This window comes from Microvirga vignae, from assembly GCF_001017175.1.
Taxonomy (GTDB): Bacteria; Pseudomonadota; Alphaproteobacteria; order Rhizobiales; family Beijerinckiaceae; genus Microvirga; species Microvirga vignae.
This window is the reverse complement of record NZ_LCYG01000102.1, coordinates 1-24,213: the sequence shown is the minus strand read 5'-3', so window position 1 is coordinate 24,213 and position 24,213 is coordinate 1. Positions and strand designations below refer to the sequence as shown.

Sequence of the window (24,213 nt, the reverse complement as noted above, 5' to 3'; positions counted from 1 at the left end):
CCCAAAAGTGCAAGTCCACTCTTGGGTCCGATGCTCCAGGCGCAGGAACACGTTTTCGGAGCCCGCGTTGAGCCTCAACGCGGGCTTCTCCTTGTTCTGAAGGATCAGACCTGAGCCCGCATCACTCTCCAACAGGGATGATGCCATGAGCTCCGAACAGAAGCAGACGCTTCCTCCGCAGGTGCAGGATCAGCAGCCCGGTCATGAGACCGAGATGAACCCGAGGCCCGATTTCGAGCCACGCTATCCAGGAAGCAATCGCCTTCAAGGCAAGACGGCTCTCATCACGGGCGGCGACAGCGGCATCGGACGCGCGGTGGCCGTTCTCTTCGCACGGGAAGGCGCGGATGTTGCCATCCTTTATCTCAACGAAACCGAGGACGCGCAGGAGACCAGGCGTCTTGTGGAGAGGGAAGGGCGCACGTGCCTGACCATCGCGGGCGATGTGGGCGATCCCGCCTTCTGCCGTTCCGCCGTGGATCAGGTGATCCAGCGCTTCGGCAAGCTCGACATCCTCATCAACAACGCGGCGGAGCAGCATCCGAAGGGCGAGATTGCCGAGATCACGCCCGAGCAGATCGACCGCACCTTCAGGACCAACATCTTCGGCTATTTCTACATGGTGCAGGCGGCGATGCCGCATCTGAAGCAGGGTGCCGCCATCATCAACACCACCTCGGTCACGGCCTATCGCGGCAGCTCGGAGCTGTTGGATTACAGTGCGACCAAGGGTGCCATCGTTGCCTTCACCCGCTCGCTGGCGCAGAAGCTCGCGGAGCAGGGTATACGCGTGAATGGCGTCGCGCCGGGTCCGATCTGGACACCGTTGATCCCGGCGACATTCCCGGCGGAAAAGGTGAAGAGCTTCGGGGCGAATACACCACTCAAGCGCCCCGGTCAGCCGAACGAGGTCGCGCCGTCTTATCTGTTCCTTGCTTGTGAAGATGCGTCCTACATCACCGGTTCGATCCTGCATCCCAACGGTGGCGATCCAACGGAATCCTGACAGCGAAAAAGGCGGCTCATAGAGCCGCCTTTCTGACGTGACATTCGAAGGTGTGATCAGCGACGGCGACGCACGCGCACGGGGACCGGAGCGGGAGCCTGCACCGTAAGTGCGAAGAACAGCAGCACGGCGGAAAGCGACGCGCCGATCAGAAACACGATTTCCGCAATTTCAGCCTGGGACGCCATGCCCGTGACGCCTGCGAGCATAGTAAGAACCGTGAAGATAATAAACGCACGAAGGGCAACGGAACGGGTCATCGATAATCTCCCAAGTGTTTTGAAAAACGTGGATGAGACAGCTGGGTTCCATACTCATAAGATCCCGGAAATTACTTCCGCCAGAGCTTCCGGAAACTCCACGCTTAAGTTTTTTCGGCGGAACCTCACAGTCGCGCTTGGCGTTGATTGAACGTCATCGGCTGCAAGCTGATTTTATATTTGCGAGGTAACACCATGCTCGGTTGGGCTGTCACGTTTCTTATTATCGCGCTGGTCGCGGCTCTGTTCGGTTTTGGCGGTATCGCTGGTACCGCTGTCGAGATTGCGAAGCTGATCTTCTTCGTTGCGATCGTGCTCTTCGCCATTTCGGCTGTCATCGGCCTCCTGCGCGGGCGAAGCCCCATGTGACGGGGCGTATCCTCAGGTTGAAAACGCCGCCCTGAAGGCGGCGTTTTTCTTGCGAGTTTTTTCTTGGGATCAGCCCTGAAGGGCCGCGCGGGTCATGCTGTCGGGGCCCAGATCGTCCACATCGTCCACGTTCAGAAGTGCGGCCAAGCGGATGCGTGCACGGTTCACGCGGCTCTTGATAGTGCCGACTGCACAGTGGCAGATGCTGGCGGCTTCCTCGTAGGAAAAGCCGGACGCGCCGACCAGAAGCAGAGCCTCGCGCTGGTCGGACGGGAGTTGGAAAAGGGCGGTGCGGAAATCCTCGAAATCGAGGTGCGATCCCTGCTCGGGCTGAACTTTCAAGCGTCCGGCATAGGAGCCGTCCGGATCTTCGATCTCGCGGCGGCGCTTGCGGTATTCGGAATGGAAAAGATTGCGCAGGATCGTAAAGAGCCAAGCATTCAGATTGGTGCCGCGCTCGAAACGGTGAAGGTTGGAGAGGGCTCGCAGGAGAGTATCTTGGACAAGATCGTCCGCCTTGTCGACCTGACCAGAGAGCGAGATGGCAAATGCCCGTAGACCGGGTACGGCAGCAAGCAGAGCCTCTCGCAGGTCAGGCTCGGGGGTCATTGCGACCCTTCCTTCTTTCTATCGAGCTGGTCCAGCAATTCCCTGAAACGGTCAGGAACGGGCTGTTGCATCAATTCATCGTACATGGCGCGTAGCTGGTCGCCGATACGCTTCTGGCTGCCACTGTCGAGTTTTGCCTTGGTCCCAAGCTTATCATTCGATGGTGTTCTCGGGAGCGCCCGAGCCAGCTTGTTCCCCTTGTCACCTGTCATCTGATTCCCCTTGCTACCCCATTATATTATTAAGGGATAGCCAACCTTGGCAGTAGCTCTATACTCATTTTCGAGCAATAACGCTTGTTGTTAGTTACAGTTCCAGAATGGAACTTTTGCAGCTTTGCAGCGTTGAATGGACCATCGGTACAACGAGTCATAAGCACTATAAGGGGAAGCGAATGTCGACAGCTCAGCTTGTCGTCCAGCACTTACCATATCTCCGCCGCTACGCACGCGCTCTCACAGGAAGCCAGATGGCTGGCGATGCCTATGTGGCCGCGACCCTTGAAACCCTGGTGAGCGAGCCTGAAACCATCGGCCCCTCCGGTAACGTCAAGGTCGAACTTTTCCAAGTTTTCACCCGCATCTGGAATTCTCTCTCCGTGAACGGACGCAGCGAGCAGATCCAGCGCGATCTCCCGGCGGAAGTGCGCTTGGGGCAGATCACCCCGCTTCCTCGTCAGGCTTTCCTGCTTTCCTGCCTCGAAGGCTTCGGAGAGGAGGAGGTCGGCCAGATCCTCGACGTCGACACCAAGACGGTGCGCGAACTCGTCGACGAGGCGGGCCGTGAGCTCGCTGCCGACATGGCCACGGATATCCTCATCATCGAGGACGAGCCGCTGATCGCCATGGATCTCGAGGCATTGGTAGAAGGCCTTGGCCATAACGTGACGGGCGTTGCCCGGACGCGTACCGAGGCCGTGAAGCTCGCCTCCACCAAGCAGCCGGGCCTGATCCTCGCCGATATTCAGCTTGCCGATGGCAGCTCGGGTCTTGATGCGGTCAACGACCTCCTGAAGTCCTTCGAGGTGCCGGTGATCTTCATCACCGCCTATCCGGAGCGCTTCCTGACCGGTGAGCGGCCCGAGCCGGCCTTCCTCATCGCGAAGCCGTTCCAGCCGGCTAATGTCTCGGCCGTCATCAGCCAAGCCCTATTCTTCCAGCAAAGTGCCAAACGCCGAGAGCCCCGCGCCGCGACAGCCTGATCATTCAGGCAATTATGGCTAAGTAATCGCCCGGCTTTTTAGCCGGGCTTTTCTTTCGTCAGGTTGTAATCGGCATAAAAAAAGACGGGCTCTCAAAGCCCGTCTAAAGGTGCCGGCCAATGCACAAGGGGAATGCGGGGAGGACCAGGAGGCCGGTGCTTTTAGAACGCTGCTTGGAAAATAAAGGTTCCCACCTTTTTTCTTGGATTTATCCTCAGGTGGAGGTCCAGGAACATCAAACATAAGGCCGCGTTGTTTTCTCGAATGGTTCAGCTGAGAAAGCAGGGGACAGGGATGCTCCGCACCTCCACGACATTGTGCACTCTCATGGGGGCCGCTTTGCTGGCTGCCGGCATAGCCTTTGCCGAGGCCGGCATCGCGCCCTTGGCGCAGTCGCAGGAGATCCTCAAAACAACTCTCTTCAACGATCCAGCGGCTGCAAAGGGCGACCGGTTGATGCCTGCCAAAGCTGCGGAGAACGTGGTGGCCATCTCCATCGTCGAGATCGTCGGGATCACCCGTGCCACCATCATCCTCCGAGGCAGCAACGGCGAGGTGCTCTATCGGTCCGATCCGCGCTCCGGCATCACGACAATGGCGAAGAACACCGACCTTCCCATCCTGACGATGAGGGAGGATCTCCAGAACCCTGCCGTGCAGCATCCGCCGGCCACTCAGCGTGAGGGTAGCGATGAGGGGGCTCGCAAGCCCAAGCGCCAGACGCCTGTCGGCTGCCTGGGCGATGTGAGCCCTCTGGCAAGCGCCAGCGCGAACAGAATGCCCAGCCTGTGCCTTGCTTCTCTGGGAAAGCCTTTGTCTTGAGATAGTTGAGAAGTTATTTGTTTTGGCAAGCTGCAGAAAGTGTTTAGATGAGCATGCTGCATGAACAAGTATTCATTTTCATTTCAGCATAAAATTTTTAATAGCTAAGATTTGAATACAGGAAAACTTGGAACGTAAGCATAGGGCGCAGCGTTTCTTCCCCGCGCACTTTGGCGCATATCGCGATTCAATGGACACTAGGAGAACAATCCAATGCTGAAGAAGCATATGGCAGCTTGCCTTGTCGTGACGGCTTTCGCGGCTGCGCCCGCCTTCGCTCAGACCTCGCCTGCGCCTTCCGCTCCGACCGATCGACCGACGGCATCGGGCGCCGGCTCGACGACTTCGGGCTCTCCGGCCATGCAGCCCGGCGCGTCCGGCTCCTCGTCCATGGGCTCCCCCTCGACGGCCTCGTCGGCGATGAGCCAGAGCGGCGGCATGCAGGGTCAGTTCATGACCCAGATGCAGCAGGGCCAGATGATGGCCTCCGATCTCATCGGCACTCGGGTCGTGAGCGCGAATAACGAGTCCATCGGCGACATCAACGACGTGATCGTGGACCGCAACGGTCAGGTTATGGCTGCGGTGGTCGGCGTAGGCGGTTTCCTGGGGATCGGTGAAAAGGATGTCGCCGTTCCGTTCAAGTCTTTGGAGTTCGCGACCAGCCAGCAGGCGAACGCCATGGACAACAACGCGAGCGGCAACAACGTGACCACGACCGGCTCGACCGCTACGGGCAATGTGTCGGGTCAGGGTTCGGCCGGCAGTTCTACCAGCACGGCGGCCAACAACTCGGCCTCCTCGAACGAACCGGAGCGCGTGATCCTTCGCATGACGAAGGCCGAACTCCAAGCGGCTCCGACCTTTAAGGCGGATGGCGACAATAATGCAAACCGCTCGGATAACAACGCGACCCGAAACACGACGACCGCTCCGAAGCAGTAATCGTCATCGGCATCTGCCGATCCGCGGCGCCCCGGTTCTCCGGGGCGCTTTCCTTTTAGGCCTGAAACCCGGGCAAAACAAAAGGCGCAGCCAAAAGAGGCTGCGCCTTGAAAGGTGCCGGCCCGAGGGGGCATTCGAACCGGTTGCTGACACAACGCCTGAAAAGAGGAGGCGGTTCCAAATTTTTTCGCAAAAGTTCCGGGCTGCAGTTTCCGGGCCGAGACCAAGAGTGATGAACTTTCTGCCGCATGAGGAACCGGGCCGTTTCGGGCACGTTGCCCAGCCAAGAAAGATGCGGAGACGACAATGACTGCCACCAATGAACTGGATGCGGCTCTTTGCCAGGAGGAGCTGCCCGACGAATTCTCCCGGCTTGCCTCGAGTTCCTCTCCCCATGAGAAGCCGAATGTGGCCTTCATGCTGAGCGGTATTGTGTCGGCCTATCAAGAGGACGAGGTGACCTGCCCTCTCATGCTGAGGCGTCACCTGGTGGTGCAGGCCTGGTCCAGAGGCATCACCGCCGGTATTCAGCGCAATCTCTAGGATTCAAAAGCGTTCCAGGCGTGTTTGTTTGATGACCCAAGCATCCTTGAATTCGATTGGGCACGATTCCGTTGCCGTTCTCTTTCATCCCAGCGCCGTGCCGGTGATGGATGTCTTTCGGTCGATCGGCAGCCTGGATGACCACTACGATCTGACGCTCCTCGACGGTCCTGAGGAAATGTTGTCCGCGTACCTCCAGCCGGGCTCTGCCAAGGGCATCGTCTCGGATGCCTTGCTTCTCGCCTTCGCCCTGACCCGGCAACGGGGGAGTGCTTTCCACCATCGGCCGCTCAGATCCCGCCATGGGAGCTTGGAGGAGTATTGCCTTATGGTCGTGATCGGGGCGGCGCGTCAGCCCGGTTCGGAGGTCACTCGGGAGGCTGCGGCCATCCTTGGGGTGTCGCCGCTGCCGCTGGATCTCATGTTCGCTCTCGGAGGAGAGCTCGCCCGGCAGATCGATCTTGGGGCCATTGTCTTTCCGGTCCCGAGCCTGCACGAGTTCAGGGCTGTGATCGGAATTGAAGATGCGCAGATTGAGGCAGTCGTCGAGGCACTGGACAAGCCCGGCCGGCATTTCAGCCTTTGACAATTTCGCCTTTCATCTTTCGTCAAAAATAAAGGGGCCGTCGAGCGGCCCCTTTTCATAAACACAGGGTTACTATCGCTATTCCTGATTCCCACGGGTATTGCCCGATGCTTGGCCGCCCTTGCGGCCTGCCTCAGAGGCAAGCTCGCGATCTTGCGAGAAAGAACGCTTCTCGGCAGGAACGCTTTTGCCGCCTTTGCTTGCGATTTCGCGCTGGCGATCGGAATCCATGGACGCGAAACCGCGCTTCGAAGTTGAACTACTTGGCGCCATCTTATGCCTCCTTGACCAATGGTGTTCGTGGATGAACAACCACTCGCAAATTCGATGGTTCCGAGGGGGAGGGGGTAACCTTTGCAAAAAAATTTTCATGAAAAAAAGCAATGTAGATGAAGAACGTTTTCCACTTTGATTGCCACGCTTAAATAATTGCGGCGCTTTGTTGTTTGTACCTTTGGTCGCAGGGGGCGAGACGGGCTCGAAAAGCAGAGCAAAGGGGAAATTATATTTAAGAAGTTAACGCGATTACGACGTGAGTATTTGATCTCACTTGAGTCTAGAAGGCAGGGCCGCAAGATTCTCGATTGTCGATCCGCTTGCAACAACACGCGTGATTCAACTGTAATATTCTGCAGCGGGCTGTGCGTGACTATACGTCCATTCAGGTTTGACTCTGCGACTTCACAGCCAGGTCGTCGATTGACTGAAACCTGAGATTGCGATCTGGGGGTTCTCTTCCTGTGAAATCCCGCACCATGGAAGCCCTGCAGCCCGTTCATGGGAGTGATTGGCTGGACGGCTCGGTGTATGAATTTCGAGAGCCATGAATGATGCGAGGGCAGGATGACCTACGACGACAACAACGTGTTCGCGAAGATCCTCAGGGGCGAGCTGCCGTGTCACAAGGTCTACGAGACCGAGCATGTGTTGGCCTTCATGGACATCATGCCTCGCGGCGACGGGCATGTGCTGATCGTCCCCAAGGCGAAAGCCCGCAACATTCTCGATGCGAAGCCCGACGATCTCGCGGAGCTTTTCAAGGCCGTCCAAGTCGTCGGCCGTGCGACCAAGGAAGCCTTCTCGGCCGATGGCCTGACGATCCAGCAGTTCAATGAGAGCGCGGGCGGGCAGGTGGTGTTTCACCTGCATGTGCACGTCATTCCCCGCTTCGAGGGCGTGCCTCTGAAGCCACATACGGGGCAGATGGAGGCCAATGATGTGCTGGCCGGTTTCGCCGAGAAGATCCGGGCTGCTTTGAAAGCCTGATGGTATGGGGTGGCGGCCCTTAAGCATCGGACCCAAAAGTGGGATCCACTTTCCGTTGCAAGAGCGCGCCTACTGCGCCCAGTCGAGAGAGCGGGCGATGGCCTTGTCACATTCCGCATTCAGGTGGCTGCGGCGGTCTCCTTCCATAGCTGGGGGCCAATGCTTGTCGATGGCCCAATTGCGCCCGAGGTCGTCCTTGCTCGCCCGGAATCCGACGGCAGGGCCCGCTGCATAGGCGGCGCCGAGTGCCGTTGTCTCGATCACCTTTGGGCGTACGACCGTAACGTCGAGGATGTCGGCCTGGAACTGCATGAGCAGTTCGTTGACCACCATGCCGCCATCGGTGCGCAGCTCCTTCACCGCGATGCCGGTATCCTTCGCCATGGCCTCCAGCACCTCGCGGGTCTGGAAGGCCGTGGCCTCAAGGGCCGCGCGGGCGATGTGAGCTTTCGTGGCATAGCGGGTCAGGCCGCCGACAAGGCCGCGGGCGTGGGAGTTCCAATGCGGCGCATAGAGGTCTGAGAAGGCCGGCACGATGGTGACGCCGCCATTGTCCTCGACGCTGCGGGCGAGAGTCTCGATCTCGTGGCTTGCCTGGATGATCCCGAGATTGTCGCGCAGCCACTGTACGAGAGCGCCCGCAATCGCGATGGAGCCTACAGGAGCATAGACGGGCTTCTCGTTGGCGAACTTGTAGCCCAGCGTCGCGCACCCTGGTCGATGGCGCCGACATAGTGAGCCATGAGCATCCCCCTGCCGGTTCTCTTATTGGGCTGCGATGGATGCTGCTTTCTGCCTGGCGAGATAGGCGTCGATCTTGGCCGGAGCGTCGGCCGGCACATGCAGGCCGAGCCTTGAGCGGCGCCAGAGAATGTCTTCGGCCGTGCGCGCCCACTCGCGCCGCATGAGGTAATCGACTTCCGCCGCCGTGAGCCCTGCGCCGAAATCCTCCCCAAGGTCGGCCATGGATTTGGCGGTGCCGAGCAGCTCGAGAATGCGCGTGCCATAGGCGCGCGACAGGCGGTGGGCCACCTGCTGCGGCAGGAAGGGCCAGCGCTGGCGCGCGGTGGCGAGGAACTTGTCGAAGTCGGCATCGATGATGTCGCCGCCCGGCATCCTGGCGTTCTCAGTCCAGGACGGCTTCATGTCCGGGAAGAAGGCCTTCAGCTCTTCGAGCGCGTGCTCCGAAAGCTTGCGGAACGTGGTGATCTTGCCGCCGAAGATCGACAGGACAGGGGCTTGGCCCTGCGGCGCGTCCATGTCGAACACGTAGTCCCGGGTCACGGCGGAGGCGTTGGACGAGCCGTCGTCGAAGAGCGGACGCACGCCGGAATAGCTCCACACGACTTCCGCTGGAGTGACCTGCTTCTTGAAGAAGTGGTTCACGATGTTGCAGAGGTACTGCACCTCGTCCGGGCTGATCTCGACCTTCTTATCCGGCACGGCCTCGACTGGAATATCGGTGGTGCCGACGAGGGTGAACTTCTCCTGATAGGGGATCGCGAACACGATGCGCTTGTCCGTGTTCTGCAGGATGAAGGCCTGCTCCGTGTCGAAGAGCTTGGGCACCACGATGTGGCTCCCCTTCACAAGGCGGACGTTCTTCGTGGTGTTGAGGCCGAGCTTGGAATTGAGCACGTCGGCCACGAAGGGACCGCCTGCATTGACGATCGCCTTGGCGCGGACTTCCTGCGTCTGACCGGTCTCGACGTCCTGCAGGATCGCTATCCAAATCTTACCGTCGCGGCGGGCGGAGGTGAGCTTGGTACGCACGCGGATGTCGGCACCCTTCTCGAAGGCGTCGAGGGCGTTGAGCGCTACCATGCGGCTGTCCTCGACCCAGCAGTCGGAATAGACGAAGGCCGTGTCGAAGCCGGGCTTCAGAGCCTGGCCTGCCGGATGCCTGGTGAGGTGAATGGTTTCGGTCCCTGGCAGTTTCTTGCGCGGGGCGAGGTGGTCGTAGAGGAAGAGGCCGAGGCGCACGAGCCAGGCCGGGCGGATGCCCTTCTCGTGAGGCAGGATGAAGCGCAGCGGCCAAATGATGTGAGGCGCGGAATTCAGCAGGCGCTCGCGCTCGAACAGGGCCTCGCGGACCAAGCGAAACTCGTAATATTCCAGATAACGAAGGCCGCCATGGATCAGCTTCGTCGAGGCGGAGGAGGTGTAGCCCGCCAGATCACCCTGTTCACAGAGCACCACGGACAGGCCCCTGCCCACTGCATCGCGCGCGATGCCCGCGCCATTGATGCCGCCGCCAACGATGAGAAGATCGGTTACTGCCGTCACGGAACGAGTCTTTCTTCACAAACTAAGCAATTCAGTTCGTGAGCACATGAGTTCTTTAGCCGTCTAACGCAAGCGGATTTTCGGGGTTTTCACGGCCCGTTTGCAACAACAGGACAAGAAGAAAGAACCCGAGCGAACAGAAGGACATGGCTAAGCACAGGATCATGACGGCGGCATAACTGCCCCACCAGGCCCAGAGCGCTCCAAACAGAAAGGGGGCGGCGGCGGTGGTCAGACGCACCGGCATGGCGATCATGCCTTGGACCGTGCCGTAGCTCTCGCGCCCGAACAGTTCTGGAGGGAGAAGGGCACGGACGATGGTCATCATCCCGTTCGAGGCGCCGAAGAGGCCTGCGAAGACCGCCACCAGCCAGGAGCCAGCGGGCAGCAGGGGCAGGAGCCCGAAGCCAAGGACGCCGAGGCTCAAGGTGACGATTCCGATGCTCTTCAGACCGAAGGCGCGCTCGCCCACGGCCATGGTCATGCGCCCGGCCACTTGGGCTGGGCCGATGATGGAAAAGGCGATCACGGCCATCTCCAGGCTGTAGCCCTGCTCCGTGAGAAGCGGGATCAGGTGGATCGGCAGGCCCGCTGCGATGAGGCCCTGGAGAACGGAGGAGGCTACGAAGCACCAGAAGGACGCCTTGAACAGAACATGGCGGGCGCTGGGCGGAAGAGGACGAGGCTCTCCGCTGGTCGGATGAGAGGGCGACTTCAGAGCCGGCGGAATGGCAACGGCATGCACTACGGCACAGATAAGAAGGTTGAAGGCGGCCAACACCAGGAGAGCGGTTCGCCAGTGCAAATGCTCGAGAAGCAGGTGGGTGAGGGGAATGAAGACCGTGCTCGCAAAGCCGCCCACCAGGGTCATGAAGGTGATGCCTCGGCGGGCGAGAAAGCCGAGCCTGCTGGCCAGAACCGCGAAGCCCGGCTCGTAGAACACGCTGCTCATGGAAAGGCCCAAGCCTGCCCAGATGAGGACGAAGACCGGGTAGCTCTCGACCTGCGACCAGAGCGCCAGAAGCACGGCCGCCAGAACCGAGCCTCCCGTCATCACCGCGCGGCCATAGCCGAGATCGATGAGCCGCCCGACCGGCACCGCGCAGAAGGCGGAGGTGGCGAGTGCCAGGGAATAGGCTGCCGTCAGCTCGGACTTCCCCCAGCCAAGCTCCTGACTCATTGGATCAATGAAGAGAGCGAAGGCATAAAAAATCGTGCCGTAGGAAATCAGGACGCTCAGCGACAGGGCGGAGACGAAGGCCCAGGGCATACGGGCAGAGGAGGACATGGATCCATTCTTAGGGCGTTACAGCCCCTTATGTCAGCCCTTGAGGTTGACGGATAGACCTTTAACCCTCATATGAACAGAATGGCGTCAGCGCTCGACTACGAGCCGCTTGAGCGGGACTGCGTGACGGAAATTCGCTTTTTGGCGAAAGCCCGGTCCCCTTCTTCAATCGCTTGATCCATACGATAACCCCATCACGCGGGTTGTCGCCTTGAGAGCCCTGAAGCGCCTTAGCTTAAATCAAGCCGAACCTGCTTTGCGGCTCACCGCATCCGTTCGAAAGACGATACCACTTTGACACTCTTCACCGATTTCGGATTGGCCCAGCCGATCCTGAAGGCCTTGGCTGCCGAGGGCTATGAGAAGCCCACGCCCATCCAGGCCCAGACCATCCCCTATGCCATGGAAGGCCGCGACGTCTGCGGCATCGCCCAGACCGGCACCGGCAAGACGGCGGCCTTCGCGCTGCCGATCCTCCACCGTCTGTCGCAGAACCCGAAGCCGCGTCAGCGCAAGAGCGCTCGCGTGCTTGTGCTGAGCCCCACCCGCGAGCTTTCCGGGCAGATCGCCGACAGCTTCAAGGCCTATGGCCGTAACTTGAAGCTTACCACCACCGTGGTGTTCGGCGGCGTCACCATCTCCCGCCAGGAGAAGGAACTCGCCAATGGCGTCGACGTACTCGTGGCTACGCCCGGCCGCCTGCTCGATCTCGTGGACCGCAAGTCGCTGACGTTGCGCGATATCGAGATCCTCGTCCTCGACGAGGCGGACCAGATGCTCGATCTCGGCTTCATCCATGCACTCAAGCGTATCGTGACCCTGCTGCCGAAGGAGCGCCAAAGCCTGTTCTTCTCGGCCACCATGCCGAAGACGATCTCGACGCTGGCCGATTCCTTCCTGCGCGATCCGGCCCATGTGGCGGTGACCCCTGTTGCCACCACCGCCGAGCGCGTGGAGCAGAGCGTCATCTTCGTGCCGACGAACCGCAAGCAGGTTCTGCTCGAAACCCTCCTGCGCGATCCTTCCATCGACCGCGTGCTCGTCTTCACCCGCACCAAGCATGGCGCGGACAAGGTGGTGCGCGGCCTCGACAAGGCGGGCATCGTGGGTGCGGCCATTCACGGTAACAAGTCACAGCCGCAGCGCGAGCGTGCGCTTAGCGGATTCCGTGACGGCTCGTGCCGCGTGCTCGTCGCGACGGACATTGCCGCGCGCGGCATCGACGTCGAAGGCGTGACGCACGTCATCAACTACGATCTGCCGAATGTGCCGGAATCTTACGTCCACCGCATCGGCCGTACGGCGCGTGCCGGCGCGACGGGTCTCGCGATCTCGTTCTGCAACGACGAGGAAAAGGCTTATTTGAAGGACATCGAGAAGCTGACGCGCCTGAAGGTGCCGGTCATGCCCCTGCCGGAGGGGCTGCCTGCAGCTCCGGCTCCATCCGAGCACCGCGGCGAGCCGCAGCGCGGTCGCCCGGCTCCGCATTCCCGCGGGCACCAGGGCCATGGCCAGCCGCGCAATGCAGATCCGAACGCGGAAAAAGGCCCCAAGCGCCGTCGCCGTGGCGGCAAGCCGGGAGGCGGTCAGCCGCAAGGTGGACATCCGTCGGCCAACCAGCAGCGCCATTCCCAGGGACAAAAGCCCGCTCAGGGGCAGCGTCCTCAACAGGGATCAAGGCCTGCTCAAGCAAAGTCTGCTCCCAGCCGTCCGGAGGGGCGCCGTGGAGACGGGGCTCAGGTCGCTTGGCTCGAAAAGAGCCCGCGCCGTCGCTAAGGCGAATAACACATACGAGAAGGGCGCCTCAGGGCGCCCTTTTTCATGACTTCATAGTTGGCTTCTATGCTGCACTGACCTCGCAATTGGTGGTGAGGAAGGGAGATCCTGAGATCAGGCCCTTTCTCAGCGGCGAGTTTGCATTGAATAGCGAGGGCGCGAGCAGATGCGCCACACGTCCTGCCACGAACAGGACGTTGAACTGCTTGTCGCCATATTCCCGATCGCGTGCCAGGGGCACGAAACCTGCTTTCAAGAGCGTGTCGGCGACACCGCCTGCGCTGCCGCCTTCCTGCCAGAAGGGAAAGGTTTCGCATTCGATGAAGACCGCGAGCGTCTTTTCCAGCACGTGGGGTGCACCCGTCAGAACACGTTCGGCGGCGCCCTCGACATCGATCCAGAGGAAGAAGCTCTGATCCCTGGCGTTCAGACGATCTCTGAAGATGCTGTCGAGCATATGCGTCTCGACCTCGTAATCCTCATAGGCAATCTCTTCGTTGCGCAGCAGCAACGATGTCTTACCCTCGTGCTGGCCGCGCGGCGCATGGATCGTGATGCGACCATTGTAGTCTGAGATGGCGACGTTACGATAGTCGATGCCATGAGCTGAGAGCGCCTCTATATGGCGCGCATGGGTCTTGGGATTGGCCTCGAAGGCGATGACCTCGCAGTTCAATGCCTTGTCGCGCACGGCCAGTGAAAGAGAGCCATCGAGCGCGCCGATATCGCAGACGACCCCGGGCTTCAGAATATCGATGAGATGCAGGAACGCGGCTTGCAAAGCCGCATGACCCTCTGCACCTTTCGGAGCAGAGGACAGCACGTTCAAATCCCGCATCAGCACAAAAGACACGGCGTGGTTCAGGCGCGTGATACCGAGCCAGTCGGCAAGCCGATTTTTCAGGCGCTCCAGCACATCATGTCCTATCAATGATACGGATCGGCCGCATCGCGCAGTCCGTCGCCCATGAAGTTGAAGGCGAGCACCACCACGATCACCGGCACCATAGGGAAGAGCAGCCACGGATGGAGTTGTACGGCGGCGAGGTTCTGCGCTTCGTTGAGCAACACGCCCCAACTCGTGACCGGTGGGCGAAGGCCGAGGCCAAGGAAGGAAAGGGCAGTCTCGCCCAGGATCATGGAAGGGATCGAGAGAGTCGCGGAGGCGATCAGGTGGCTCATGAAATTCGGGATGAGATGGCGTGCGATGATGCGCTGCTTGGAAGCGCCCATCAGCTCGGCGGCTTTCACGAAATCCTCCTCGCGCAAGGCGAGCAGCTTTGAGCGCACGGCACGCGCCAAACCGGGCCAATCGAGGAGGCCCAGAATGATCGTGATGCCGAAGAAGACGAGGATCGGGCTCCAGTTCGGCGGCAGCGCAGCGGAAAGCGCGAGCCACAGGGGCAGTTCCGGCAAGGAGCGCAGGATCTCGATCATGCGCTGGATCACGTGATCGACCCAGCCGCCGAGATAGCCGGCGAGACCTCCGAAGAGGAGGCCGAGCGCGAAGGACACCGCAATGCCGATGATGCCGATGGTGAGCGAGATGCGTGCGCCATAGATGATGCGCGAGAACATGTCCCGTCCCAGCCGATCCGTGCCGAGAAGGAACATCGTGCCGTTCTCAGGCGGACAGGCGAGATGCACATTCGTGTTCCAGACACTCCAGAATTCGTAAGCATCACCTTGGCAGAAAAAGCGGATTGGCTGCGGCTGGGACGTATCGACCGTGTAGACGCGCCGAAACGTCTCGAGATCGAAGGTGAACTTGTACGGATATACGAAAGGCCCAACGAAACGGCCTTCATGCATGAGGTGGATCTGTTGCGGCGGCGCATAGAGGAAATCGCCGTGCCGTTTCGTCTGGTTGTAGGGCGCGATGACCTCTACGAAGGGTACGATGAGATAGAAGAGGAGCAGCACGAAGGCAGCCGCCAGGGCGACCTTGTGGCGGCGGAACTTCCACCACATGAGCTGCCAGGATGAGGCGCGGTAGAAGCTCTCGTTCTCCGTGCCGATGGGCTCCGTGGTGCCCGGATCGAAGGGCGTCGGATCGACGTAATGGCGCTTGGAGGAAGAATTGGTTGAGGGAAGGGCCGTGCTCATCGCCCACCTCCCATGCGGATCCGCGGATCGATCCAGGCGAGAAGCAGGTCGGAAATCAGCATGCCGACCACGGTGAGCACCGCGACGAACATCAGGATGAAGCCGGCGAGGAACTGATCCTGGTTCTTCAAGGCGCTCAGCAGGATCGGGCCGACTGTCGGCAGGCTCAACACCAGCGAGACCAGCACCGAGCCAGAGACGAGATGCGGCAGAAGGTTGCCGATATCCGCGATGAAGGGATTGAGCGACATGCGGAAGGGATATTTCAAGAGGGCCTTCGTGGGCCCAAGTCCCTTCGCTTTTGCCGTCACGTAATATTGCCTGCCGAGTTCATCGAGCAGGTTCGCACGCATCCGTCGGATCATGGAAGCCGTTCCGGCGAGTCCGATCACGATGGTCGGCACGATGAGATGTGCGAGGAAGGATTGGATCTTGGGCCAGTCCCAGGGCTCGCCCGCGAATTTCGCATCGTAGAGGCCGCCGATGGAAACGCCGAACCAGCGGTTCAGGTAATAGAGCAGGATGAGGGCGAGCAGGAAACTCGGTGTCGCAAGCCCGATATAGCCGATGAAGGTCGCCAGATAATCGCCAATCGAATATTGCCGGGTGGCCGAGTATATCGCGATCGGGATCGAGACAATGTGGATGAAGATCACCACCGCGAGATTGACGAGAAGTGTCAGCCACAAGGCGTCGCCCACCACGTCCGCGACGGGCTTGTCATATTCGAACGACCATCCCCAATCGCCCTGCAGCAGGCCGGAGAAGCCGTTGGGCCCGGGGATCACCCCAATCCAGATCAGGTACTGCTCCCAGGCCGGTCGGTCGAGAGCGTATTGCTTGATCAGGAATTCGGCCTTGGTAATGGAGGCGTTGTCGTTCTGCGCGCGCAGCTCGTAGATCAGGTTGGAGAGGAAGTCCCCCGGTGGCAACTTGATGATGAAGAACACCAGCGCCGAGATGATGACGAGCGTGACGGCCATGGTGAAGAGGCGACGCAACAGAAAGCGGATCATCGGCGGGCCTCTTTGCTGGCGGCCTTGTTCCAGTAGATTTCGTCGACCCGGTAGAGGCCGAGCATGGCCGTGGGCTCCCAACTGTAAAGCGCCTTCGGCGGCAGCCCCTGCAGGCCGTTGCGAACCACGATGGGCTGCAGAGCACCGGCCACCGTGCCGATCACCCATTGGTTCTCGGCGTGGTTGTGCAGCATCTCCCGCCATACCCTGTCCTGCACGGCCTCATCGCCGGTCGCCATCCAGGTGTCATAGAGCTCCGAAAGGCGCTTGGCTTCAGGCAAATCGATAGCCTCGCCGTTCATACCCTTGGTCTCGACGTATTGGCCCCATTTCGGCCAGGAGTAATTGTCCTGACGCATGGGGGCGAATTCCGTTGGCGGCATGATGGCAGTGGGGATGGCGTTGTCGAAGCCGGGGGCAGCCACCATCACGGTGAGTCCTGCGAAAGCGCGGTTGCGCAAAACCGTGCGGTCCTGCGGCTTTACGAAAAGCCTCACGCCGATCTCACGCCAGAACTCGCTGATGAGGGTCAGCCCATCCACCACGAGGCTGCTCTCGCCATCCGTCTCGACGATGATCTCGAGCTCGCGCCCATCCGGCAGCAGGCGGAAGCCTGCGCCGTTGCGCTTCGTCAGGCCGATCTCATCGAGAAGCCGCGAGGCTTGAGCCGGATCGTATTGCGCATTCAGCGTGCGCAGGTCTTCTGAGAAGAGGGGGCTTTCAGGCACCACTGTGTTGTTGCCTTCGGTGCCGAGGCCGAAGAGCAGGGCGTTGTTCAAGGTCTTGCGATCGATACCGAGCGACAGGGCGCGGCGGAAGCGGACATCGCGATTGAGCTGGCGCCAGACAGGATCAACCACATTGAGATTGGGATAAAGCGCCAGCTCCGTGCCGCGTGCATAGGGCCAGATCAGGGTCTTGTAGCCGTGGACTCTCTCGCCCTCTTTCAGCACCGGAATGTCGCCCATGGAAAGACCGCGGAACAGAAGGTCCGTTTCGCCGGCATTCGCCTTGGCGGCGAAGAGGCCGCCGGCGGACACGTCCATGATGATGCGGTCGATATAGGGAAGCTGGTGCCCCTGTTTATCGATGCGGTGGTAATAGGGGTTGCGCTCGAAGACGAAGCGGTTCGCAGGGGCTGCGTTTGTCACGCGCCATGGCATGAGGGTCGGCAGATCAGGGTTCGTCTGCTCCTTCATGTCGTCCATGCGGTTATGAAGGGCTGCCCAGGATTTCAGCTTCTGCTGTTTCGCCTTTTCCTCCAAGGCGGCCTTGTCGGCATATTTCGCGTGGAACTGCTTGAGATATTTCGAGGCTCTATAGATGGCGGGATCGAGCGCACCTGCGAGCTGCGGCAGGAAACGTGGGTTAGGCTTATCCCAGGTGTAACGGACTGTCCGCTCGTCGATGATTTCGAAGCGTGGCGGCTTTCCATCCGCCAGCATGAATTCGGGAGGGCCTGCGGGCGATAGATCCTTGTTGTGCGCGATGTCTTCCCAATAGTAGCGGAAGTCTTCCGTCGTGAAGGGTGTGCCGTCAGACCAGCGATGACCTGCGCGCAGGGTAAAGGTGAATACCTTGTCATCCTGATTATCGAATTTTTCGAGCAAATCGGACTGGAGTTGCAGGTTTTTGTCGTAGCCGACGAGGCGCGTATAGGAATAGGTCGAGATATAGCGGATATCGCGGGCGCGGGGGACGAGCGTCACGATATCTCCGCCTTGCTGGCCTTGAGCCTCAATCACGAGCGGTGCCGATGGGAGGCGCTCGGCGATAGGCGGGATATTCGCGGCGTTGTCCTTGAAGAACGGCGTTTCCTGCAAGTCCTGTGCGGCAACCGGCAGCGCAAGAAGGCTGCATACAACGGCCAGCACCCGAGGCTTTATTTGCAACCAGACCATCATGCCGCCTCCTGCGTCGTCACGCGGCCCATCCGAATTTTGTGGCCGGGCTCGATCTCCTTCATCACGCCGAACTCGCCATCCGGAATGCGGAACGGCTCGGGCCATTCGGCCGGATTGGAGAACCGGTCTGTCCGCAGCTTCGCGAAATCGAGGGGACGATCGATGTCCGGGTCCGGTACTGCAGCGAGAAGCGCCTGCGTGTAGGGATGCACCGGATTGCGGAAGAGGGAGGATTTCGGCGCTTCCTCGACGATATAGCCCCGGCACATCACCGCGATGGTATCCGCAATGTAATCCACCACCGCGAGATTGTGGGACACGAAGAGGTAAGACAGCCCAAGAGCCGATTGCAGATCTTTCAGCAGATTCAGAACCTGCGCCTGCACGGACACATCGAGGGCGGAGACCGGCTCGTCGCACAACAGCACACGCGGCTCCAGGGCGAGTGCGCGTGCGATGCCCAGACGCTGGCGCTGACCGCCGGAGAAGGAATGTGGATAGCGCCTCAGCGAGCGCTGATCGAGCCCCACCATGTCGAGCAGTTGCTTGACGCGCTGATAGCGCTCGTCCGGCGTGCCGATGTTGTGTATGCGCAAGGGCTCGGTCAGGGTCTCGTAGACCGTCATGCGCGGGTTGAGCGACGAGAACGGATCCTGAAAGATGAATTGCACCGAGCGGCGATAGTCCGTCAGGTCCTCGCCCTCGAGGCGATGAACGTCTCTCGGTCCTGTGCCGTCATCGAACAGCACGCGCCCTGCATCGGGCTCGAGCGCACGCATGATCATCTTCGATACGGTGGTCTTACCGCAGCCGGATTCACCCACCAGCCCCAGCGTCTTGCCGGTGGGGAGTTCGAGATCGACCTCGTTCACGGCACGGATCATCCTCGGCTTGCCGAAGAGCCGGCCGGAGCGGAGTGTGAAGCACTTCGTCAAACCTTCGGCCTTGAGAATGGGGCCTTGGGGTTGCGGCCGCTCAGGCGCATGGACTCTTGCGAGCGTTGCGCTCTTCACTTCGCGGATCGGAGTCAAACGCTCGTTTTCCGCCATCGCGAAGCGCGGCACGGCACGCATGAGCGCCTGCAGATAGGGATGCTGCGCATGGCGGAAGATCTCTTCGCGGGAGCCTGCCTCCATGATCCGACCGCGGTACATGACGACCACATCGTCAGCCACGTTCGCGACCACGCCGAGATCATGCGTGATCAGCAGCACCGACATGCCAGTCTCGGCCTGAAGCTCCTTGATCAGATCAAGGATCTGTGCCTGCGTCGTCACGTCGAGGGCCGTGGTCGGCTCGTCGGCGATCAGAAGAGATGGGCGCGTAATCAGCGCCATGGCGATCATGGCGCGTTGGCGAAGACCGCCGGAAAGCTCAAAGGGATAGGTGCGAAGCGCCCGCTTCGGATCGGGGAAACCGACGCGCGCCAGCACCTCCATGGTGCGCTGAAGCGCCTCGTCCTTGCTGACATCCGCATGGATCAGGAGCGCCTCCGAAATCTGGTCGCCGATGGTGTGGAGCGGCGAGAGAGAGGTCATCGGCTCCTGGAAAATCATGGCGATGCGCCCACCGCGAAGCAGGTGCATGGCCTCACCCTCGGGCTTGAGGGCCGCGATGTCGACAGGGGCCTGAAGCGCAGGATCGTTGAAGATGATCGAACCGCCGGTGATCCGCGCCTTCTTCGAGAGGATCTGGAGAATGGCCTGGGCGGTCACCGACTTGCCGGAGCCGGATTCCCCCACGAGCGCCACGGTCCTGCCCTTCGGGATGTCGAAGGTCAGGCCGTCCACCGCCCGGAAGTCTCCAGTATCGGTATGAAAATCGACCGTCAGCTGACGGATCGACAGGAGCGGCGCTTCCATGAGTGTCTCCAACGGATTCTCATCATAACGCATCAAGCCAAGGTTGTGATCCTGTTTCTATCTGAAAACGCTTGGTCGGGGCGCATAAGGGGAACCTCCCAATGGCCGAGTTGCATCATCAGCTCCTCGCAAAATGACCAGATGAGGTTGTCATGAACCAAGTGGTGGGTCAGGAGGCCAATGGGCTCCTCTCGGTCCGCCGCGCCGATGATGCGGCGGTCGATGGCAGCGGCTAGGCTCGCAATGATGAAAGCCGGATCGGCCAGGCTTCGCGTGCCGTGCCAGTCGATTGGATCGATATGTGTGTTGACCTGCAGCAGGCCCTCGACAGCAAAGGTCGCCTTACGGTCATTGAAAGTCGAGAGAGCCCTAAAGCCCGAAGAGGGCAGATGCTGGATCAGCTCGGGCGAGGCCCGGTTCCACGGCGGAACGAAAACCGGCAGAAGGGTGTCGCCCAGTTTCTCCCGCGCCCTCTGCAAGGCTTGCTCAGCTTCCGCAGCCATGGTGGCGATGGGCCGGTGAGCTCCGAATTCGGCTTTCTTCTGTCCTTCGGGAGCGTGGTTGGCATGAGACCAGCCATGAACCAGGGCGAAGGCGGCCTTCTCGTTCCGCAGGCGCTTGCCCAACGACGCTTCTAGACTATGAGGGATCACCGCGAGCGCGATGCCGGCTTTGGAGCGACGGCTCAAGGAGAGCAGCCGGTCGAGCTGGGGTGTATCGGCCACCGCATCGTCGTCGCGCCACCAGACGCGGATGGGACAGCCGCGATCCCTGGCCCGTGCGAGTGCCTGCTCCACTGCGGACCAGTCATTTGGGCGATGGAGGGCAGGACGGGCCAGGGCGAGGCTTTCCGCAATAGCAACGCTCTGGCGTGCCCCGTCGAGGTTGATGCGAGGGGGCGGCAATGGCGCACGGGACAGGCTGAGCCGCACGGCCTCCGTAAGATGCTGGGGCGACAGGTCCGCTTCAGGGACGGTCTCGGCAAGGCCAAGCACCTTCAGGCGTTCCGCTCGCAGCCGCTGTTCGGTTTCGTGACCTGCCTCGAAGGGAACGAGAACCGATCTGACGCCGCTGCGCAGAAGGTCCACCACCGTGTTGTAGCCCGCCTGGCTGATGGACAGGTCGGCTTGCGCCAGCAACGTGCGGAAATCCGGCCTTGCGCGCTCCACCGTCACATGGGCTGGCGCGCTGTCGAGAAGAGCCGCGAAGTCGGATTCCGTAACGCCGCGTCCGATCAGGATCCGCCAAGGCTTATCCGTGATCTCTTTCGCGGCTGCGATGGCAGCGCGGTAGAGCGGCAGGCTCGCAGCACTCGATCCGCCGGAAACGAGAATGCCATTGCGTGTTTCCTGCGGAATGTGTTCTGGGTTTTCATCGACATAACCGGTGTAGTGGATGAGCGGGCGGATGCGCTCGTCCACGGGCCACGTGGCCTCCAGCGGTACGATCTGCGGGTCGCCATGAACGAGGACAGCGTCATAGTTTTCGAGAACACGTACCTGCGTTTCCTCAATGCGCTCCGGCTTCGAAGGCGAGGCGAGAATGTCGCGGATGGAGCAGAGAATGAGCGGGCGTGGACTCAACCTCCGTGCTTCGTTGATGAGCGTCATGAACTCATCCACCAGCACCCGGCGACCGAAGGGAAAGAGTTCGGTGACGATGATGTCCGGGCGGGTTGCCTTCAATGCCTGAAGAAGAAGGATGCGGCGTTCAGCCAGCCGGAAGTTGTGGACGGGCGCACCGTCTTCATCGAGCAGCGTCCTGAAGTCCGTCCCGATGGTGCGTACCGGCGGCAGCTGAACGAAGGCGATGCCGTCGAGGCCCGTCGGGCGGGATGGGCCGCCGCCCGAAACGAGCGTGGTCTCATGACCTTCCTGCGCAAAGGCACGCGCAAGCGCCGCTGCTCGTGTGAGATGGCCTGCTCCCAAAAGATGGGTGACGACGATCAGGACGCGCAAGCTCGTGCTCCTCTTGTCGACGTGAGGGGGGACAAAGCCTCGCGTAGCCGCGTGGCCGTGCCATCGAGGGTGCGCTCCATAGTCACAAAGCGGCGTGCCTCATCGCCAAGGTGCCGAAGCCGTTCAGGATGTTCAAGCAAGCCTCTCGTCGCATCCGCGAAAGCTGTAGCATCGCCGGGCAAGGTCAACAGGCCTGTTCTGCCATGCTCCACCACGCTTGAGACACCACCGAAATTGCCGGCGATCACGGCACAGCCGAAGAGCTGCGCCTCCAGCAGCACCATGCCGTAGGCCTCGTTGACGGCGGGCCAGACGAAAAGATTGGCCGCTTCATAAAGAGCGGCGAGATCGCTCCTGCTTTCGATCTGCCCATGGAAGCGCACACGGCCCAAGAATGGCGCGAACAGGGGTTCGATCCCGGCTCGCGCCTCGCCATCGCCAACGATATCAAGCGACCAGGAGAGATGCGTGACCTTCTCGAGCGCGCTCGCAAGAATGCGATAGGAGGCGAGCTTGTCACCTTCGCGCATCATGGCCACCGTGAGAAGGCGTGGTGCGCTTGCGCTGCGAGGAGAGGAGGGGGGCGGCCATTCCGAAGCATCCAGGAATGGCGGTAAATCGATCAGGATTTGATGAGCCGGATGCGCCTGTTCCAGCGCAACCCGGTCCTTGGCCGTCATCACGAAGATTACATTGGCATGATCGAGCGCTTCTTCCGCACCTTCATGGGCGAGAGCCCAGGGCCCTTGCGCGCGTTTTGCGGCTCGCGAGCCTTCGGCGATCACATAGGGTATATTGAGAGCTTCGCTCACCAGCGGGCCGATCCAATCAGGTGCCTTGTAATAGACGTGATAGGTGAACCATAGGCGAGGGCGCAGCTCTTCCGGAAGGCTCTTGTAATGGACAATCAGGCGTGAGACTTCCGCCAGGGATTGCTGTTTCAGGTTCTCCTGAGCCTGCCTGTCGCCGGTCCTGTCGAGGGTTCGCAGCTCGCTGGCGAGCTCCGGCGCAAATCCTGCCGCGTCGAGCGCCCTCATCAGAAGGCGCGCCATGGTGCGGTCGCCCGAAGGGAGTGGGTGGTTCGGGCTCTTCAGCGGGGCATAGAACGCGACAGGCTTCTTGGCACTCACACCGGCTCCGGTTCTTTCAGGTTGCCGACAAGAGCACGAAAGCGCTTCTCCAGCCGATCGATGCCGCCTTCCATGGAGAAGTCCTGGCGAAGGCGACGACAGGCTGCATCACCGAAAATTTCTCGCCGCTCGGGTTCGCGGGCAAGAAGATTGAGTGCGTTCGACAACGCCTCCCAATCGCCGGGTGAAACGAGCTGTCCCTCCACGCCATCGCGGATGAATTCAGGGATTCCGGCAAAGTTCGTGGCGACAATTGCGAGCCCCTGGCTTGCGGCTTCCATGATCACGTTCGGCAGTCCGTCCTGATCGCCGGAGGCCGCTTGCTTGGACGGCAGCACGAAGAGATCGGCCTCGCGCAGCAGCGCGATGATGTCGGGTTGCGCCCTCGGACCCAGGAATGCGACCTTGTCGGCAATGCCCGCCTGTTGCGCCTGTTGCTTCAGGCTGCTCAGCAGTTCCCCGCCGCCGATATGTGCAAAGCGCCAGTGCAGATCACCCGGCAGGGCGGCGAGTGCCTGGATCAGATCGCGATAGCCTTTCTTCGCCACCGCGCGCCCAACGGATACGATCCGCACCGGGTCCATGGGGTTGGTGCCGTCCCGCGCCGGGCGGCTCTCGGGCTGAGCGGGAAAACGGGATAGGTCGAGCCCATGATAGACGAGCGAGACGCGATCCGGTGAAGACAGTGCCTGCAGGTTCTCCACGCCATGCGCGGTGCAGGTCACACCCCAGAGCGCTTCCTGCATCTTCTCGCGCTTTTCCCAATCGGGTGTCGTCCAGATATCCTTGGCATGAGCCGAGAAGGTCCAGGTACGCCCGGTGAGAAGCGCTGCATAGCGCACGACGGAGGCGGGCGTGTGGAGATAGTGGACGTGCAGGTGCCTCACGTCGGCGGGCAGTTCCCACGCCATGACGAAGGCCTGCCCCAATCGGCGCAGACGGTTGGCAGTGACGTCCCGCTTGAGATCGCGCCAGAACGCTTTGATCGTCACGCCAAAGCCTTTCTGCCCAAGGCACCAGAACGCACCTTTGAGAACGCGCAGCAGCTCCTCGTAGAGATATTCCGGCAGATAGGTCACCCGCGCCTTGATCTTCTTGTGCATGGGGTGGACGACCCGCTCGGTCGGATGGCGGAGAGACCAGATTTCGAGATCAAGCCCACGATCCTGAAGCGCCAGAATTTCCTGCGCGATGAAGGTTTCCGAGAGGCGCGGAAAGCCTTTGACGACAATGGCGATCCGCCGGGCTGTAGGTGACGGGAGCATGAGAAGTTTTACTCG

At 60.8% G+C, this 24,213-nt stretch carries 23 protein-coding genes and 1 pseudogene; 9 read left to right on the top strand and 15 right to left on the bottom strand.

What is annotated here, in order from left to right; all coding sequences use genetic code 11:
- Positions 1 to 145: 145 nt before the first annotated feature.
- A complete protein-coding gene (locus AA309_RS27935) occupies positions 146 to 1,006 on the top strand; it encodes an SDR family oxidoreductase (protein ID WP_047192296.1) in 861 nt (286 codons plus the stop codon).
- A gap of 56 nt (positions 1,007 to 1,062) precedes the next feature.
- Here AA309_RS27935 and AA309_RS27930 read toward each other — a convergent pair whose 3' ends face one another.
- Entirely contained in the window at positions 1,063 to 1,266 is a 204-nt protein-coding gene (locus AA309_RS27930) for a hypothetical protein (protein WP_047192295.1), read from the bottom strand.
- Positions 1,267 to 1,461: 195 nt separating this feature from the next.
- Here AA309_RS27930 and AA309_RS33665 point away from each other — a divergent pair, with 195 nt between their 5' ends.
- Positions 1,462 to 1,635: a DUF1328 domain-containing protein gene (locus AA309_RS33665; RefSeq protein WP_009494036.1), complete on the top strand. Its 174-nt coding sequence runs from the start codon at positions 1,462 to 1,464 to the stop codon at positions 1,633 to 1,635.
- Between the two features lie 69 nt (positions 1,636 to 1,704).
- Here AA309_RS33665 and AA309_RS27920 read toward each other — a convergent pair whose 3' ends face one another.
- Both AA309_RS27920 and AA309_RS27915 read right to left on the bottom strand, forming a co-directional pair.
- Positions 1,705 to 2,244, bottom strand: a complete 540-nt coding sequence (locus AA309_RS27920) for a sigma-70 family RNA polymerase sigma factor (RefSeq protein WP_047192294.1) — start codon at positions 2,242 to 2,244, stop codon at positions 1,705 to 1,707.
- A complete protein-coding gene (locus AA309_RS27915; RefSeq protein ID WP_047192293.1) occupies positions 2,241 to 2,456 on the bottom strand; it encodes a NepR family anti-sigma factor in 216 nt (71 codons plus the stop codon). Before AA309_RS27915 ends, AA309_RS27920 begins: the two co-directional genes overlap by 4 nt.
- 182 nt (positions 2,457 to 2,638) lie before the next feature.
- Here AA309_RS27915 and AA309_RS27910 point away from each other — a divergent pair, with 182 nt between their 5' ends.
- The 5 genes from AA309_RS27910 (at position 2,639) to AA309_RS27890 (ending at position 6,341) form a co-directional block, all read left to right on the top strand.
- Positions 2,639 to 3,445 (top strand): response regulator, encoded by an 807-nt coding sequence (locus AA309_RS27910; protein WP_047192292.1) that lies wholly within the window; start codon positions 2,639 to 2,641, stop codon positions 3,443 to 3,445.
- Between the two features lie 294 nt (positions 3,446 to 3,739).
- Positions 3,740 to 4,267, top strand: a complete 528-nt coding sequence (locus AA309_RS27905; RefSeq protein WP_047192291.1) for a hypothetical protein — start codon at positions 3,740 to 3,742, stop codon at positions 4,265 to 4,267.
- A 213-nt stretch (positions 4,268 to 4,480) separates the two neighbouring features.
- On the top strand, positions 4,481 to 5,212 hold the full coding sequence (locus tag AA309_RS32615; RefSeq protein ID WP_052955050.1) for a PRC-barrel domain-containing protein: 732 nt from the start codon (positions 4,481 to 4,483) through the stop codon (positions 5,210 to 5,212).
- Positions 5,213 to 5,518: 306 nt separating this feature from the next.
- Positions 5,519 to 5,755 (top strand): hypothetical protein, encoded by a 237-nt coding sequence (locus tag AA309_RS27895; protein ID WP_047192290.1) that lies wholly within the window; start codon positions 5,519 to 5,521, stop codon positions 5,753 to 5,755.
- Positions 5,756 to 5,786: 31 nt separating this feature from the next.
- Complete coding sequence (locus tag AA309_RS27890) at positions 5,787 to 6,341, top strand: hypothetical protein (protein WP_047192289.1); 555 nt, start codon at positions 5,787 to 5,789, stop codon at positions 6,339 to 6,341.
- 78 nt (positions 6,342 to 6,419) lie between these two features.
- Here the strand turns inward: AA309_RS27890 and AA309_RS27885 are convergent, their stop codons facing one another.
- Entirely contained in the window at positions 6,420 to 6,614 is a 195-nt protein-coding gene (locus AA309_RS27885; protein ID WP_047192288.1) for a con-10 family general stress protein, read from the bottom strand.
- Between the two features lie 570 nt (positions 6,615 to 7,184).
- On the opposite strand from AA309_RS27885, the gene AA309_RS27880 reads away from it, so the two are divergent.
- Positions 7,185 to 7,607 carry an HIT family protein gene (locus AA309_RS27880; protein ID WP_047192287.1) on the top strand — a complete coding sequence of 141 codons (423 nt, stop codon included), beginning with the start codon at positions 7,185 to 7,187 and terminating at the stop codon, positions 7,605 to 7,607.
- 69 nt (positions 7,608 to 7,676) lie between these two features.
- On the opposite strand, the pseudogene AA309_RS27875 reads toward AA309_RS27880, so the two are convergent.
- The 3 genes and pseudogenes from AA309_RS27875 to AA309_RS27865 all read right to left on the bottom strand — a co-directional run.
- Positions 7,677 to 8,312 (bottom strand): annotated as a pseudogene (locus AA309_RS27875) (FGGY family carbohydrate kinase); the annotation flags it as partial.
- A gap of 60 nt (positions 8,313 to 8,372) precedes the next feature.
- Entirely contained in the window at positions 8,373 to 9,893 is a 1,521-nt protein-coding gene (locus AA309_RS27870) for a glycerol-3-phosphate dehydrogenase (RefSeq protein ID WP_047192286.1), read from the bottom strand.
- Between the two features lie 55 nt (positions 9,894 to 9,948).
- Complete coding sequence (locus AA309_RS27865) at positions 9,949 to 11,181, bottom strand: MFS transporter (RefSeq protein WP_047192285.1); 1,233 nt, start codon at positions 11,179 to 11,181, stop codon at positions 9,949 to 9,951.
- 294 nt (positions 11,182 to 11,475) lie between these two features.
- On the opposite strand from AA309_RS27865, the gene AA309_RS27860 reads away from it, so the two are divergent.
- Entirely contained in the window at positions 11,476 to 12,957 is a 1,482-nt protein-coding gene (locus AA309_RS27860; RefSeq protein ID WP_047192284.1) for a DEAD/DEAH box helicase, read from the top strand.
- Between the two features lie 64 nt (positions 12,958 to 13,021).
- Here AA309_RS27860 and AA309_RS27855 read toward each other — a convergent pair whose 3' ends face one another.
- The 8 genes from AA309_RS27855 to AA309_RS27820 are packed head-to-tail and all read right to left on the bottom strand — an operon-like array spanning position 13,022 to position 24,198.
- Positions 13,022 to 13,873, bottom strand: a complete 852-nt coding sequence (locus tag AA309_RS27855; RefSeq protein ID WP_047192283.1) for an FkbM family methyltransferase — start codon at positions 13,871 to 13,873, stop codon at positions 13,022 to 13,024.
- Positions 13,874 to 13,884: 11 nt separating this feature from the next.
- Positions 13,885 to 15,063 (bottom strand): ABC transporter permease, encoded by a 1,179-nt coding sequence (locus tag AA309_RS27850; protein WP_047192282.1) that lies wholly within the window; start codon positions 15,061 to 15,063, stop codon positions 13,885 to 13,887.
- The gene (locus AA309_RS27845) at positions 15,060 to 16,079 is read right to left on the bottom strand and encodes an ABC transporter permease (protein WP_047192281.1); all 1,020 of its coding nucleotides are present in this window, start codon (positions 16,077 to 16,079) and stop codon (positions 15,060 to 15,062) included. The genes AA309_RS27850 and AA309_RS27845 overlap by 4 nt, the downstream gene beginning before the upstream one ends.
- Positions 16,076 to 17,983: an ABC transporter substrate-binding protein gene (locus AA309_RS27840; RefSeq protein WP_047192280.1), complete on the bottom strand. Its 1,908-nt coding sequence runs from the start codon at positions 17,981 to 17,983 to the stop codon at positions 16,076 to 16,078. The genes AA309_RS27845 and AA309_RS27840 overlap by 4 nt, the downstream gene beginning before the upstream one ends.
- Entirely contained in the window at positions 17,980 to 19,845 is a 1,866-nt protein-coding gene (locus tag AA309_RS27835; RefSeq protein WP_047192312.1) for an ABC transporter ATP-binding protein, read from the bottom strand. Before AA309_RS27835 ends, AA309_RS27840 begins: the two co-directional genes overlap by 4 nt.
- Before the next feature lie 32 nt (positions 19,846 to 19,877).
- A complete protein-coding gene (locus tag AA309_RS27830; RefSeq protein WP_047192279.1) occupies positions 19,878 to 21,803 on the bottom strand; it encodes a glycosyltransferase in 1,926 nt (641 codons plus the stop codon).
- Positions 21,791 to 22,933 carry a glycosyltransferase family 4 protein gene (locus AA309_RS27825; RefSeq protein ID WP_047192278.1) on the bottom strand — a complete coding sequence of 381 codons (1,143 nt, stop codon included), beginning with the start codon at positions 22,931 to 22,933 and terminating at the stop codon, positions 21,791 to 21,793. The genes AA309_RS27830 and AA309_RS27825 overlap by 13 nt, the downstream gene beginning before the upstream one ends.
- Positions 22,930 to 24,198 (bottom strand): glycosyltransferase, encoded by a 1,269-nt coding sequence (locus AA309_RS27820; protein ID WP_047192277.1) that lies wholly within the window; start codon positions 24,196 to 24,198, stop codon positions 22,930 to 22,932. The genes AA309_RS27825 and AA309_RS27820 overlap by 4 nt, the downstream gene beginning before the upstream one ends.
- Positions 24,199 to 24,213 lie beyond the last annotated feature (15 nt).

Excerpts from the sequence above, each read along its gene's own strand:
- AA309_RS27850 (WP_047192282.1), bottom strand. The coding sequence starts at position 15,063 with ATGAGCACGGCCCTTCCCTCAACCAATTCTTCCTCCAAGCGCCATTAC.
- AA309_RS33665 (WP_009494036.1), top strand. The coding sequence starts at position 1,462 with ATGCTCGGTTGGGCTGTCACGTTTCTTATTATCGCGCTGGTCGCGGCT.
- AA309_RS27910 (WP_047192292.1), top strand. The coding sequence starts at position 2,639 with ATGTCGACAGCTCAGCTTGTCGTCCAGCACTTACCATATCTCCGCCGC.
- AA309_RS27915 (WP_047192293.1), bottom strand. The coding sequence starts at position 2,456 with ATGACAGGTGACAAGGGGAACAAGCTGGCTCGGGCGCTCCCGAGAACA.
- AA309_RS27835 (WP_047192312.1), bottom strand. The coding sequence starts at position 19,845 with ATGGAAGCGCCGCTCCTGTCGATCCGTCAGCTGACGGTCGATTTTCAT.
- AA309_RS27920 (WP_047192294.1), bottom strand. The coding sequence starts at position 2,244 with ATGACCCCCGAGCCTGACCTGCGAGAGGCTCTGCTTGCTGCCGTACCC.
- AA309_RS27885 (WP_047192288.1), bottom strand. The coding sequence starts at position 6,614 with ATGGCGCCAAGTAGTTCAACTTCGAAGCGCGGTTTCGCGTCCATGGAT.
- AA309_RS27930 (WP_047192295.1), bottom strand. The coding sequence starts at position 1,266 with ATGACCCGTTCCGTTGCCCTTCGTGCGTTTATTATCTTCACGGTTCTT.
- AA309_RS27895 (WP_047192290.1), top strand. The coding sequence starts at position 5,519 with ATGACTGCCACCAATGAACTGGATGCGGCTCTTTGCCAGGAGGAGCTG.
- AA309_RS27880 (WP_047192287.1), top strand. The coding sequence starts at position 7,185 with ATGACCTACGACGACAACAACGTGTTCGCGAAGATCCTCAGGGGCGAG.
- AA309_RS27845 (WP_047192281.1), bottom strand. The coding sequence starts at position 16,079 with ATGATCCGCTTTCTGTTGCGTCGCCTCTTCACCATGGCCGTCACGCTC.
- AA309_RS27905 (WP_047192291.1), top strand. The coding sequence starts at position 3,740 with ATGCTCCGCACCTCCACGACATTGTGCACTCTCATGGGGGCCGCTTTG.
- AA309_RS27820 (WP_047192277.1), bottom strand. The coding sequence starts at position 24,198 with ATGCTCCCGTCACCTACAGCCCGGCGGATCGCCATTGTCGTCAAAGGC.
- AA309_RS27865 (WP_047192285.1), bottom strand. The coding sequence starts at position 11,181 with ATGTCCTCCTCTGCCCGTATGCCCTGGGCCTTCGTCTCCGCCCTGTCG.
- AA309_RS32615 (WP_052955050.1), top strand. The coding sequence starts at position 4,481 with ATGCTGAAGAAGCATATGGCAGCTTGCCTTGTCGTGACGGCTTTCGCG.
- AA309_RS27890 (WP_047192289.1), top strand. The coding sequence starts at position 5,787 with ATGACCCAAGCATCCTTGAATTCGATTGGGCACGATTCCGTTGCCGTT.
- AA309_RS27840 (WP_047192280.1), bottom strand. The coding sequence starts at position 17,983 with ATGATGGTCTGGTTGCAAATAAAGCCTCGGGTGCTGGCCGTTGTATGC.
- AA309_RS27935 (WP_047192296.1), top strand. The coding sequence starts at position 146 with ATGAGCTCCGAACAGAAGCAGACGCTTCCTCCGCAGGTGCAGGATCAG.